This is a genomic window from Maribacter sp. X9 (assembly GCF_048537565.1).
Classification (GTDB): domain Bacteria; phylum Bacteroidota; class Bacteroidia; order Flavobacteriales; family Flavobacteriaceae; genus Maribacter.
Window position 1 is genome coordinate 1,414,466 of record NZ_CP183215.1, and the last position, 14,382, is coordinate 1,428,847.

Below are 14,382 nucleotides of genomic sequence, written 5' to 3' on the forward strand. Positions count from 1 at the left end.
AAACTCGTGGAGGGGAAAAAGAGGAAGTAGGAGCTAATGCTTAGTAAATAGTACTTAGTATTGAGTATTTAGAAATAGAATAAGTATTGTCTTAGTAACGGTCAACTAACAAATGAACATCGAAGAATTCCGGGAGTATTGTATCGCAAAAAAGGGAGTTACCGAAGAGTTTCCTTTTGATTCGACGACCCTTGTCTTTAAGGTGATGGGTAAAATGTTCGCGCTTTGTGGCTTGGACAATATTCCGTTACACACGAATTTAAAATGTGATCCAGATAGGGCCATCGAACTTAGGGAATCGCATGATGGTATCATCGAAGGATGGCATATGAGTAAAAAACATTGGAACACAGTGTACCTCGATAGTGTATCTCCAAAACTGCTCAAAGAGTTGATTGACCACTCATACGATTTGGTCGTTCACAAATTCACGAAAAAACTACGAGCAGAATTCGATGCCCTGTAAAAAGGGGTGAAGAAACCGTTCACTACCATTATCTTTGGCCATTCAAAAAGTGCAGTGAGTCCATGAGGAATTTAGAGGAATTTTATACGGGTAGGGTCAATTGTTTTGAAAAGGAAATCGCCGATTTAAATCAACGACTTTTCCTATTTAGTTTACTTCGATTGGGAGTATTTTTATTGACGATTCTTGCTATTTATTTCGCTTCGGTGAATGCTAAATATGTTGTCGGTGTATTGTTGGTTGGCATTCCTGCATTCTTGTTTCTAGTATCCAAACATTCAGATTTAAAATACCAGAAGTCTAAAAAAGAGGAATTGAAGCGTATCAATGCTATTGAACTTCAAGTATTAAAACGCGATTATAGCCAGTTGGAAAATGGTAAGGAATTTGCGACCGACCAACATTATTACAGTCAGGATATCGACCTTTTTGGGCAGGGTTCTTTTTATCAAGTATCCAACCGCACAAAATTGATGGAGGGAAGCCGGTTATTGGCAGAGATGTATACAGGGAACTTGATTACCGGTATTACCGACAAGCAAGAAGCAATAAAGGAAATAGGGGAAAAAGTAGATTGGCGCCAAGAATTCTCTGCCATGGCCGCACTCACCAAAACAGAGACTCCTACCGCGTTAATCACCGATTGGTTGAAGGCGTACACTCCTTTTGTACCTAAAGTGATGCGCTATATCCCTATGGTTTTTTCTGTATTATCCTTGGTAATATTTGTTGCCTATTTTCTTGATTTCATATCAGAGTCAATGTTATTGCTATGGTTGGGCTTTGGAATGATCATTGTAGGTATTTTTACTAAAAAGGTGATGCAGCTTGGGCAGGATGCCACAAAACTGAAATCTACTTTTGACCAATATAACCAACTGCTGGCCCTGATTGAGCAGGCAAGTTTCGCTGCTCCTCTTTTACAAAAGCAAAAAGAGAATATTCTGAGCAAAGGGGAAAGCAATTCTAAGGTCCTCAAAAGGTTCGCAAAGTTGTTGGGGAATCTGGACCGAAACAATAATATGCTTTATGTCGTTGTCGCCAACGGATTTTTTCTGCGGTCCTTGACGGATAGCCTTGCTATTGAAAAATGGATTGAAGCTCACGGAAAGGATGTCGAAAACTGGTTTAAGACCATTGCTTTTTTTGATGCTTATAATAGTCTGGGGAATTTCGCATTCAATCATCCCGTGTTTACCTATCCAACCATTACCAATTCTCATGTTGTTTTGAATTCGGAAAAGGCCGGACATCCTTTATTGGACCCATCCAAAAGTATTTTGAACGATATTACGATCGATGGCGGACAGTTCTTCATCATTACCGGAGCGAATATGGCCGGGAAGAGTACATTCCTTAGAACGGTATCACTGCAGATCATGATGGCAAATGTGGGGCTTCCGGTCTGTGCCGAAAAGGTTTCCTATTCTCCCATAAAATTGATTACCAGTATGCGCACCACCGATTCCTTGACCGATGATGAATCCTATTTCTTTTCTGAGTTGAAGCGATTACGGTTTATTGTAGATGAGATACAAACCGACCGCTATTTTATCGTGTTGGATGAAATCTTGAAAGGAACCAATAGTACGGATAAGGCGCTGGGATCCAAAAAATTCTTGGAGCGATTGGTCAAAAGTAAGTCCACCGGAATCATTGCTACCCACGATTTAAGCTTATGCGAAGTCGCTAAAGAGCATCCTGCCGTAAAGAACTATTATTTTGATGCCGAAATCATAGATAACGAACTCCATTTTGATTATACCTTCAAGGACGGCATCTGCCAGAATATGAACGCTTCTTTTTTATTGAAGAAAATGGGGATTATAGAGGCTTAGAACGGATAGCCAATGGCAAAGTTCAAGGTCATTTTATTGCCGTTGTTTCCAAAGAAAGGTACGTTCCAGCGATTATTTTCAGGTAGGTAGGGTAGCCTGAAAGGGGAGGCCAAATCTAAACGGATGACGAAGTTTTGAATATCCAATCGTAAACCAAAACCTGCTCCTGCCGCGACCTCCTTTAACCAATCCTTTTCAAATTTACCATCGGCGAAAAGGGTCTGTGAAAACGTACTGTTCTGCTGATCCGTTTCAATGTCAGAATAATCTCCGGTCAACCAAACGTTTCCTGCATCTATAAAAAATGCTCCTTTTAAATAGGAGAACAGCGGAAAACGATATTCAACATTCGCCTCCAATTTCAGGTTTCCCGAGCGGTCAAAATAATCGGTCGAAGAGTTGTCGGTTTCGGCATTAAAGCTACCTGGGCCTAGCGAACGGATATTGAAGGCACGAACACTATAAGGTCCGCCAGAGAAAAACTGTTTTACAAAGGGTAGGGTCTGGCTGTTACCATAAGGTACACCCCAGCCAGCATATACACGTGACACCAAAGCTTGATCTTTTTGCCAACGCATGTAAAAGCGTAAATCAACATCCAATTTGGCATATTGGGCAAATTCTGAACCAAAAATGGTACTAGAGCCGCCATTGACCAAACTGAATAAATTACCTGCGGTATCGAAATTGGTCGAAAAATAGATGGGGTATTCTTTATCCAAATCCGAGACTTCATCATAAGTGAAGCCATACATCAATCCGCCAATGAAACGTTGTTCAAAACTTCGGCGAAGAAAGGGATTGTCGTCTAGAATATTCTGAAAATTTTCGGTTACATTCGATAATCTGGAATAGTTGAGACTAATGGGATCCAGTTGATGATATACATACCGGTTCTCTTTCCAAGTATACCCGAAGGTAGAATTGATTGAACTTAACGTAAATAATTGGCTTCGTTTTAAAAAATCGATCCCCAACGAAATTTTCGTTTTGGGTACGGCATATTTAAAACGACTGGGAGAAAAGGGAATGGATCTGGGAAAAACCAAATCTCCTTTAATACCTCCTGCGATACTGCTCAAGTTAGAATTGTTACCACTAGAAATCTGTGATTCATAAGAGAAATTGGTTGAGATACTCAAAGTTTCGCCACCGTTGAATAAATTTCGGTTGCTGTAGGTGAGTTGTATTCCCGGCCCTGTAAAGCCATTCGATTTGGTTACTGCTTGCAGCTCGGCCCGCAAAGATCGTTTTGTCAATGGAGCTAGATAAATGGTAGCGGCCAAGGAGCCATAGTCACCATCTGTCGCCGTAGTATCCAACTCGGTATATTGAATGTTTACGAATTTGTAACTACCCAAAGCCGATAATCGGTTACTGGTGAGTTTAGAAGTATTGGCATCGTAGCGGTCACCTTCATTGAACAGAATATATGACTCGAGTAATTCTGGCCTAAAATAGAATTCGTTCTGAATAAAATCGATTCCATTTACTTTGGTCCGGTTGCGTTCGGTAATCGGTAATGTATCGCCCTCTATAGAATAGTTCGGAAAAACGGTAATGGAATCAATAGTGTACGGAATAGCGGTTCTACCCGGAACGTCTTTTTTCAGCCGTAGAAATAAGTCGAATTTTTTGGTTTTGTATTGGTTGGTGTCGGCTTCAAAAATAAGAAGGTCGGCCTTGCTATTGTAATAGCCTCGTTGTTTTAGACCATTGTTCAGACGTTCCCTTTCCGCTTTCATTACATCCAAGTCAAAGCGGTCCCCTTTTCTTAACGGCGTTTCTGAAATCATCTTTTCAATGGCTTTATAGATAGGGAGCGAATCAGATTCGAGCTTGTAATTCTCCAAGAGGTAGGGTTCGGTCAGTTTGGCCGAATAATTGACAGATACAAATTTGTTGTCTTCAATTATTTCAGAGTCTGACCGGCTATAGAAGAAACCATTATTGTCCAGTCTGTTCAAAATAAGTTCTTCGACACGTTCTGGTTTAACATCCGAGAAATAGGTGGGTTCTTCCCCAAAAGATTTATTCAGGAATTTATAGATAAAGCCTGGTTTTTCCCGTTGGGCCTTGTAGTGGAAAAATAATGCCGGCCGCATGCCTAAAAAGGTGGTATTCGGGTTGGGTTCGATAAGGTTGAAAAGCTCTGTGCGTACTTCTTTGATGTCCTTGACCTCACTTTCGGTTTCCACTTTTAATTGTGCTCCGGTATAGAGTTGTTCCCCTTCGGGGATGAATTTTTCTATACTACAGGAGTAGATCAGCAAAAGCACGAAGCAATAGACTATTCGATATGTAAGGGAGTTATTTTTCAATCGTAATTTTTAATTTCTAGACTTTAGTTTTTGACCTCTGATTGTTCAGTTTTCTTTTTCTCTTCGGATGGTTTTTCTTTAGTTTCCTCTTTTTTGACCGGACTGAACAACTGACTGAATTTATTGAACTCCCTATCAAAGATAAAAGCGATACCAGTCACTATGAGTTGACCATCAATAACATTTTGATATTCTTGCCTACGAAAGCCTTTCAAACGGTACGTACCTTCATCACTTAGTAAATATTCTATTGTTACGTTCCCGATTACCGGCGCTGCCGTTTCACCGGCGGGGGCGCTACCTTCCACATCCACGGCACTACCCGCGGTGACGATCAATCGGTCGTCAAATAACTTTTTACTGGCATTAATGTTCAATTGTGTACGGCTTTGGGCGGTTCCTGTTTGATAATCATCAAAACTATCTAGATCAAAACCTAGCTGAAAGCCACTATTACCCAATAATTTATTGGAAATGGAATTCAATTCGCTAGAGAGTACTTTGTTCACATTGTTTCGCGCTAGGGCTACAGCACCACCACTACTACCGTCACTACCCGTTGTAGGGTAAAACCGGTTCAGTGCCAAAAGAGAGAACACTTGTTTGTTCAATTCAGATTCTTGTTCGTTCAATTGTTGAATACGCCCATACACGGCACCTCCGAAATTACCTTGGGCATTTTCGGGCATATCGAGCAAGAATGAAAGTTCAGGTTTCATCAACTCTCCATTGATATTGAGGTAGACCAGAAAGGGTGCGGCTTGCTGGTACCTGCCAGAGACTCCGCTATCTTGACCATAACTGATGGCCGACATTAAAGGTGCCGCCGATGTTTCTATTTCGTAAATAGCGGTTACCTCCATTTTAGCATCGTAAGGGTCACCACTCCAAACAATGCTACTTCCTGGTTTCAATTTAAATTCCCTGTTGACCAGGTTGTATAAGCTTGTGCGGTAAAAACCGTTGTTAAGTGTTAATCTGCCCGAGAGGCGAACATCTTGATTCGGATCTATGTTGAGGTTTAGGGTTGCTTCCCCTGAAGCTTGTAATTTATCTTGGGTCTTTTCATCCAAGACAATAGTAAACTGCGCTTCATTAGCAATTTCTAAAGTAGTATTGATATCCATTCCTGAAAAGAAAGAATTGGAATTTTCTCCATCGGTCCTGGTCAATATGGCATCTGGGTTTTCACGGTTCACAAAAATCACTACACCGTCTCGTTCTTGAATTTCTAACTGGTCCTGGGGTACTACATAGGTTAGGTCTGTAATCTCCCTTATGCGAATACTCCCATCAATTACGGGCAGTTCTAAATCGCCGGTGATTTTGGCATCGGCCTTGATACTGGCAATGCCGTAGACGAGTTCATTATCCCCCTTTTTAGAATCCATCACCCGGAATTTATCGGTTTGTATGGTGAAATCAAAGCCGGGGTTGGCTAGATTTTCTGTAATTATTTTTCCATCCACGGTTAGACTTCCTTGGTTTTTATCGACTATGGTGAAATTATTTAGTGTGATTTTTTTCTCGTCCACATCCAACGATTGCCCATCGATGTTCAGGGTAGTTTTATACGATGAAAGGCTAAGCCCTACGTCGTTAAACCTGATTCTTCCTGAATAGGTGGGCTCTGCCAAAGTACCCCCTACCAAGAGACTACCGGTTAAGTAGCCTTTTGGGTTTGATAGTTCTTCTTTGAAAAAGCCCTGTACAATTTTTGTTTCCAATTTTTGAATATCGAGCTCCATATTTAAATCAGCCGTACTTTGTCGAGCGGTATAGTCACCGGTCAACCTTAGGTCAGCACCACCATTTTTGAGCGCAAGGTCAAAATCATAATCGGATAATGATTTAGAGGAGGCATCCAAGGTGAGCATTCCTAATGGATTTTGTAATACCTCAAAATCGTTGATCTGTATATCTGCGACCAAACCTGCGGCGTCATAAGGGTTCAAAATCACAAAGTCACCCCCTACTTTTCCCTTGGCCAATACCTTATCGGGATTCAAAAAACTCAAAAATGTTTGTAGCTCAAAGTTGTCGAAAATAATACCGATGTGATCGGCTTTCATTTTTGGAACCTTAGTGGAGATTTCCAATTTCTGGGTATCTCTGCTCAGTATAAAACTATTAAAATCCGTATAGGAATCGGTAAATGAGACGGCGTTGTTCTGGGGTATCTGCCATTGCTTTTTATTGAGGACCAAATTTTCGGGATCGATATGTAAGCTTAGCGTATCTTTTTTGAACACCAATTCTGAGTTAATGTGCATGACTTGCAACGTGTCGTTCTTCGAATTGAAGTTCATCACTAATTTCTTATTCTTTAAGCTTCCTTCAAGATAGGTTTGTTTTAAGTGCAGGGGTTCATAGAGAAAGTCTGCAATGCCGGCCGAAAATTTCAAATCTACCGAATCTCCTTTTACAAAAGCGTTTAGACTATCTATTGAACTACCTACATAAGAAATTTTCGGCACCTTAACTTCTGCAGAAAGTTGTTGCTTTTTAGCATCAAAATTTGCATTGATGTTCAAAGAATCGATGTCTTGAATACCGTTCAAAAAAACCTTTGATAAAATGGGGGTAGGTTCAATGGCAAGGACTAGACTGGCTTTAACATTATCGGTAGCCGTGTATCTTAAGGGATCTGTAGTAAAATAATGCTCAAGTTGCTTTTTTAATGCAGCTGTAATTCGGGTAGGCGATGCATTAGAGGAGAGTTCACCGTTTATGAATCCGCTCTTGATGGAGGCATCGGTAACGGAATCTTCAACATGCGCTCTCAAATAAATAGGAGAAACCTGGTATTGTTTATTATCAGCCACGGCAATACCCTCTGAAATGTCTGCTTCTACAGTGTAGTTGGTGGTTGACCCTTGATAGTTCGCATCGATATCCGCCGCTATTTTTATGTTGTTTTTGGTAAAACCTAACTTTTGCAAATCGGCCCCAATGATATTCGACGTAAAATCGATGGAGTTGATGGTAGAACCAAATTTCATTTTGGCATTGGCCTTCATGTTCAAATTGGGATCATTGACAGTTGCCAAAAGATTACCGGAGCCCTTGTCCATTTTTCCGGAAACTTCCAATTTTGTGTAGTCGTAGCCAGCATATTGAAATTGCGAGATTGTACCGGTCAGTTCTGCATCAAGCGTTGATAGTTCTGTGCCAGCACCCGAAGCTTTCACATTTAAGGATAGGTCACCCAATTGATTATTTTGTAAAAGTTTTCCCAGTTGCAGAGAATCTGCCGTTATCGTTCCGTCAAAACCGATGGTATCGCCGAAATTCACATAAGCATCGACCAAGGCATTTCCTTCTGGAATCTTTAGTACTAAATCAGGATTTACCCACGTAGTTCCGCCCGACAAGTTTCCTGAAATTACAAGCGTCTTCGGTATAGAAATACTAAGTTCTTTGGAGGATATGAATTTATTTAGATCGTTTTGAACCGTATGTAGGGTTATATCGTTCAAATTATACTGAAGTGAATCGGGTTCGGTCATGTTGCTTAATGTTCCATTGGCCGAGAATCGTGTGGTCTTACCCCATTGTAATTCTGTGGTAAAAGCATCAACTTTTTTAAGATTGCCTTTGGCGTTCATGAAACCTGTCAGCGTTTGGTTAGCCAACGAGTCTACGTACACATTTTCTCTAAGTACAGGTACAAATTGCTGTACGTCTTCCATTTCCAAAACCAGGTTAGAGATGGCTGCGGATAGTGAACTGTTCTGCGGATTTTTCAAAGCTTCATCTAAAGATTTGAACGAAACAGCTAGATCGGCATTGGCGGAACTTTGATTGATTTGAAGTGATAGACTGGATAAAGAAGCGCTCTTATTTGTTAATCCTACTTCAAAAGTTAATTGATTCAATCGTATGCCACGGGGTTCCCTAAAAGAAAAATCGGAGACCTTGAGATGAAAATTTTCTGGGCGATACGTAAAGTCTGAAGCTTCGAAATTGAGGCGTTGTATGTCAAAAGCATTGGGGTCAAACGTTTCCGCGTTCTGGGGAGTGTCGTTTAAGTTATAGGTGAAATTATTATCCGTTAATTCTAGGTTCTGTGCGGCAAGTATAAATTGGGGCCAAGTGAACGGCGCTTCGGTTGTGTTTGTAGGTTGGGCGTTTTCGGGGTCTTTTAGCCTGACCGAAATCTGGGAATTCTTGAGGATCAAGTCATCGGTCTCATATCGATTTTTGGAGATATCGGCTAAAATATCCGTTAGGTTAACTCTTCCTAAGTTAAAATTCGTATCTAAACCGTCAGGATCGGAAACATAAGCTACTTTTAAATCGTTCACCTCAAAATCTCCGATTTCAATATAGGGAGGTGTGGTGGTTGTGGTATCATTGGTGATGGGGAACGCATGTGTTTGCACATACGAAAAAGCGGTGTTCTCTAATACAAACTCATCAATTGAAAACTTCATTTGCTCTAAATCGAACTCTGATATATCAATGGTAAGTTTGCCCAAATCCAGTTTCATGTTAGCACCCAAATAGTTATCGGTATAGCTAAAATTCCAATCTGAAAAATCGAATTCCCCTAATGAAATTTCCATGGGTTCGGTTGTGGTGGTCGTGGTATCGGTTGGGGACGTAAATGCATCCATCAAAAAAGAAAAATTGAATTCATCAGGATCATCTCCTCTTGAAACACGTGCCGTAAGTCCATCGGAATATAGATTATCCAAAGAAAGCGTGTTGTTGAAAGCAATGGGGTAAATAGGTATATCAGCTTGAAGGGATTTGGAATATAATAAAGTGTCCCCTTTTTTATCTTCCAGATAGACATTTTCTAACTGAACATCTCCCGAAAAAGTGATATAGGCCCGGCCTACTTCTACTCTTGTATGGGTCTTATCTGATATATAATCGGTGATTTTATTGACGATAAAATTCTGCGCCCATGGTGTTCTGATCACCAAGACCAAAATAAAAAAGAACACAAGCAAACCCAAGAAAATTTTCCCGATCAACTTGGTAAATCTTATAAGCTTACTGCGTTTTAGGGTCATAATGATTACAGTTAAAACTGTATGGTATCTTGTCTTTGGTTATGGCTTACGACCTCTAAAACTCAAATTCTAGATCAACCTGCGATATAAATGCGGTGATTAAAATAATGAGTAGAACAATGATAATAAAGAGGTTGTAAAACCTTCTTTTCTTTTGTTTCGATTCTTTGAGTGTCGCCATAATAAATTTTCAAAGATAACCCTCATACCTTAATTTATTGACTTTAAAGCGATGAAGATTGTCGAGAATAGCTTTGAACCCGAAAAAACTGATTTTGATGCTGCGTAGCAAACAGCTCTCAACGAGTTTACGTAAAAATGGAAGCAATGTTATTCTATAGTTTTATTTTAATGCCTTGACCTGAATGTCATGAAAATTATCTGCCTGTAAACGTAACAGTTCCTCTGCTTTTTTCTTTTTATAGCCATACAGCTCTTCTTCACCTTTTAGATCCTCATATATTTTCTGGTTCATTTCTCCATCGGTAGCCGCTAATAGTTTGCGTTGCGCTACTTTTTGTGCCACCCAAGAACTCAAAATACTTTCCGCTTCTTCCAATTTCAGGTCGTATTCACCCTTAGGTGCTAAAAGCTTTGCAATAATGGGTGATGTTTCAATGGACAGAAAAAGAAGAAAAATAAAGAAAGACGGAAACCAAGCCAATTCTCCCAAAGCATTGATGCGTGCCATGAGTCCGTCAAAACTATCGATGATGGGCTGAGATTTTTTAACGCCATCTGAATAAGCGTTGTTCAATGCGGTAATCTCATTTTCTAGGCTACTTATTTTTTCAGCGTTCGTGCTTTTAAGGCTATTCAGTTCTGCCAATGCGGCATCATGTTTTTCACGTTTTTCTTTGTATACCGGCCCTTTGCCCAGTAATTTGGAACCAGCAGTTCCTTCTGCTTCGGCGATATACGTATTGTATAGTGCATTAGTTTCGGTTTCCTTAGTGGCTATTTCATTTTTAAGCCGGGTAATATCTTGATTTAATTGCTCAATTTTCGGCGTGTATTGTAAGGCCATTTGGTCTTGGTTGGCCAAGGTTAACTCGTTTTTTTGTTTCAGTAATACCTGATTGATTTCCTTTTCGAAAATTTTCATTTCTAAAGGTTTGGAAATGACCACGGCAATGATAACGGCCAAAAGTATACGTGGGGTGGCCTGTAAAAATTCTTGCCCTAAGTTGTTCCGTTTTTTAATGGTGGATACAATGAATCGATCCAAGTTGAAGATTAAGAGTCCCCAAATAAGTCCGAAGAATACGGCCAAGTACACATTGTCAAAAACGGTAAAAAGTGCATAGCTACTTGCGATAAAGGCCATGACAGCGGTAAAGAATACCGTGGCGCCAATACCGGCATATTTGTTCTGTTCCCCTTTTGAACAGGTGTTTAGAAGTTCTGAGTCTGCCCCAGAGCAGAGAATAAAGAATTTTTGAAGCATGATGATTTATTTTGATTGACGATGAACTATACTGACAGAACGTAACTATTTGATTTTTGGTACGCAAAAAGCCCTCTTTTGAGAGGGCTTTAACACTTATATGAGGTTAGAATCAATCTATGAAAATAGGTTCTTTTGTAATTCGAATTGTTTGAGTGCCGTTTTTAGTCCTTGAGTCCATGTTTAAATCCTTATTCTTTTTCAGAAGGTCAATGGCCTTGTCAGAGGATATTTGTTTGCCTTCATACTTAAAAATCGCACCTTTTTTAGCCATTTCGATGGCAAAGTCCAGTGGAGATTTTGGGGTGGGCGGAACTGGCGGACTATTGGGTTGCATATCTTTTTCATAAGTTGGTGCAACAGGCTGATTCGGTTGTTTTGGCAGTCTAGTAATGCTTCCGCCGACTACATCATAGGGATCTTGTTCTTCTATAATACTATCTATTTGGTTTGCAGCATAAACAACATTCGAAACATTTTTAGGTGGTTTTGGCGCTTTGGGTATAGGCGGAAGTTCCGGAAAATTTGGAAAAGGTTCTGCCTCGGCTTTTTGTTTGGGGGTCATCAACCCATAGATTTTTTGCAATATATCGACTTCTTGTTTTTTAATATACATATACTCAGGGTCCATGGTGTTGTACTTTTTTGCCAAAGTCGCGTAGGTCTTCAATTGTTCCTTGCTAGCGCCATCTTTTTTCTTTTTAGGTATACATTCAGGAAAAGGTTGGGCATTTTGTTTTTGCTCTTCGGTCATCTCACGATAAAGGGTTTCTAAAATGTGAAGATCTTCTAAGGGAATAGTTCGTTTTTCAATGGGAATGATATTGTATTTTTTGGCTAAACTATTGTACTTGTTTAAATCAGTAGGACGTAAAATAATTTGATTCGTTTTTAAGATTACCGTTTCAGGCATAATCTCAATAGTATCTTTGTAATCTTCTTCCGGTATAATATAGCCATCACTAAAAACAGTTATTCTTTTTACTCCTATTTTACGGAGCTCTTTAGTAATATTATCTACTAAAGTAGAAGTGATTATTTCATTTGAGTAAATCTGAGCCTCTGAGGTATTCATATCGATGTCATCCAGATTTGACGATGTGATTTTATCGGCTAGATTTTCGAGTGTCGAGGGCGCATCTTTAAACCAAATCTCATTTTCCTTTTTTATCTCAATTTTAAGAATGTTGGAAGAATTCTCAATAATTATTGGTTCTACTTTAGTTTGTGAAAAAGCAAAAAGTAACGAAACTAATAAAGGAAGTACAATTGTAGTTCTTAGAATAATACCTTTTCTTGATGTCTGTTTTTTCATGATTGTAAATCGTTTTTTGATTGATGAATAATTGATGGCATTGGCCAACGATGGCTGATGAATTGATGAATAACTTAAAATGATTTTTTGATAGTCGGACGGATCACTCCCTTGCTGGATTACGGCCTGATCGGCCAGAAATTCATGGTTGAGTTTAATCGCATGCTTGAGTATGTAAAGAAGTGGATTGAACCAGCATAGGGTTTGAAGAAGTTCAATAATAAGAACATCTATACTATGCTTTTGCTTGGCATGCGATTCTTCGTGACATATTACCGGTGCGGGGATTTTCCCATTCAAGTACTTTTTCTTGTTCAAGAAAATATAGCGGAAGAAGGTATGCGGTACAATTGATTTTTCCAATAATACCTTGATGTTCGATTCGGTTTCTATCTTTTGGTTTTTTCGAATGCGTTGGTTGATGTTGAACAGGTTTTTACAGAATTTAATACCGAATACCAATACCCCAAATCCGTAAATAACCCATCCTATCTGCGACCAATCGATTTCCTCGGGTTGCGCAAAGGTAGTAGTCGGTTCATGAACTAGCAATGGTGTTGAATACTGGATATTTTTGGTGACGCCCCCCTGTATTTCTACATATTCGGTAAAAACGATTGCCGGAATAGTAAATGAAACCAAGATGATGACCAATAGGTAAAATCGTTTAAAAACATGAATGCTTTCCTGTTCAAGGAAGGCCTTGTAAAAGGCGATGAAAATGGCCAAACATGCCGTAGATTTTAGAAGATAGAGGACCATACCTATTTTTTTTGAATTTCTTGATCGATCAATCTTTTCAATTCCTCCAACTCATTTTTGGTCAGGTTCGTTTCTTGGGTAAAAAAAGAGGCGAACTGGCTGGCACTATCGTTAAAGAAATTTTTTATGAGTCCGTTTACGTGTTTGGAGAAGTAATCTTTCTTTTTAACGAGTGGAAAGTATTCCCTACTTCTTCCAAGACTTTTGTAATCGATAAAACCTTTATCAGACATTCGTTTGAGTAAGGTCGCCACGGTGGTCGTCGCAGGTTTAGGTTCTGGATAGGCATCTAACAAATCCTTCATAAAGGCTTTTTTCTGTTTCCAGAGAATATTCATCAATTCTTCTTCGGATTTTGATAATTGCATGCTCTACGTTTTTAGAAGTAACTCTACAAACATAGAATAAATATTTTAATTCTACAAATGTAGAGCTGTATTTTGCGTTAGGGATAGCAATGAAAAGCCTGCATTCGCCTTTTTTGCCGAAGCGGACTTGTAATGAATAGCCCGGCCCCAAAGTATTTGGGGAAACGCCCCCATAGCCAATGGCCCCTTTCTCTAAAAAAGTTTAAATTTGCGCCCTAAAACAACCAATAATGAGTGTATTGTCAGATTTGGAAGCGCGTAGCGGTTCGGCTTGCGAACTTTGTGGAGCCACCAATAAGTTAGATGTGTATGAAGTACCACCGGTATCTACGGGTGGATTGGATGGAAGTATTTTGGCCTGTGAAACATGCCGGACGCAAATAGAAGACCCGGAACAAATGGATGCCAATCACTGGCGCTGTTTGAACGACAGTATGTGGAGCGAGCATGATGCTGTAAAAGTAGTGGCATGGCGGATGTTGCAGCGTTTAAAAGCTGAAGGATGGCCCAAAGATTTATTGGACATGATGTATATGGACGATATCGCTTTGGAATGGGCGAAAGCCACAGGGGAAGGATTATCTGAAAGTGAAAAGGTCATTCACCGTGATGCCAATGGCGTTGTTCTTGAAAATGGGGATAATGTCGTTTTGATTAAGGATTTGAAAGTAAAAGGCTCAAGCATGGTCGCCAAACAGGGTACTGCGGTACGAAGAATTTCCTTAGACCGTGAAAATGCCGAATATATTGAAGGAAAAGTGGATGGTCAGCAGATCGTGATCATCACGAAATACGTGAAAAAGACATAAAACATCATTGTGAGCATAGCGAAGCAATCTGT

General features: G+C 39.8%; 8 protein-coding genes. 3 read left to right on the top strand and 5 right to left on the bottom strand.

Translation table 11 applies throughout. The features are described 5' to 3' along the window. The first annotated feature begins 112 nt into the window (after positions 1-112). Entirely contained in the window at positions 113-466 is a 354-nt protein-coding gene (locus ACNR9Q_RS05950; protein WP_419213696.1) for an MmcQ/YjbR family DNA-binding protein, read from the top strand. Between the two features lie 62 nt (positions 467-528). Beyond that, on the top strand, positions 529-2,304 hold the full coding sequence (locus ACNR9Q_RS05955; protein WP_419213697.1) for a MutS-related protein: 1,776 nt from the start codon (positions 529-531) through the stop codon (positions 2,302-2,304). Here ACNR9Q_RS05955 and ACNR9Q_RS05960 read toward each other — a convergent pair. The 5 genes from ACNR9Q_RS05960 to ACNR9Q_RS05980 all read right to left on the bottom strand — a co-directional run bounded on the left by ACNR9Q_RS05960 (position 2,301) and on the right by ACNR9Q_RS05980 (position 13,541). Then, complete coding sequence (locus tag ACNR9Q_RS05960) at positions 2,301-4,625, bottom strand: BamA/TamA family outer membrane protein (protein ID WP_419213698.1); 2,325 nt, start codon at positions 4,623-4,625, stop codon at positions 2,301-2,303. The genes ACNR9Q_RS05955 and ACNR9Q_RS05960 overlap by 4 nt on opposite strands. A gap of 23 nt (positions 4,626-4,648) precedes the next feature. Next, complete coding sequence (locus tag ACNR9Q_RS05965; protein ID WP_419213699.1) at positions 4,649-9,649, bottom strand: translocation/assembly module TamB domain-containing protein; 5,001 nt, start codon at positions 9,647-9,649, stop codon at positions 4,649-4,651. 343 nt (positions 9,650-9,992) lie between these two features. After that, positions 9,993-11,096 carry a DUF4407 domain-containing protein gene (locus ACNR9Q_RS05970; RefSeq protein WP_419213700.1) on the bottom strand — a complete coding sequence of 368 codons (1,104 nt, stop codon included), beginning with the start codon at positions 11,094-11,096 and terminating at the stop codon, positions 9,993-9,995. Between the two features lie 112 nt (positions 11,097-11,208). Continuing rightward, a complete protein-coding gene (locus ACNR9Q_RS05975; RefSeq protein WP_419213701.1) occupies positions 11,209-13,173 on the bottom strand; it encodes a M56 family metallopeptidase in 1,965 nt (654 codons plus the stop codon). A gap of 2 nt (positions 13,174-13,175) precedes the next feature. Further along, positions 13,176-13,541: a BlaI/MecI/CopY family transcriptional regulator gene (locus ACNR9Q_RS05980; protein WP_419213702.1), complete on the bottom strand. Its 366-nt coding sequence runs from the start codon at positions 13,539-13,541 to the stop codon at positions 13,176-13,178. A 230-nt stretch (positions 13,542-13,771) separates the two neighbouring features. On the opposite strand from ACNR9Q_RS05980, the gene ACNR9Q_RS05985 reads away from it, so the two are divergent. Next, a complete protein-coding gene (locus tag ACNR9Q_RS05985) occupies positions 13,772-14,350 on the top strand; it encodes a PhnA domain-containing protein (RefSeq protein ID WP_419213703.1) in 579 nt (192 codons plus the stop codon). The last annotated feature ends 32 nt before the right edge of the window (positions 14,351-14,382 follow it).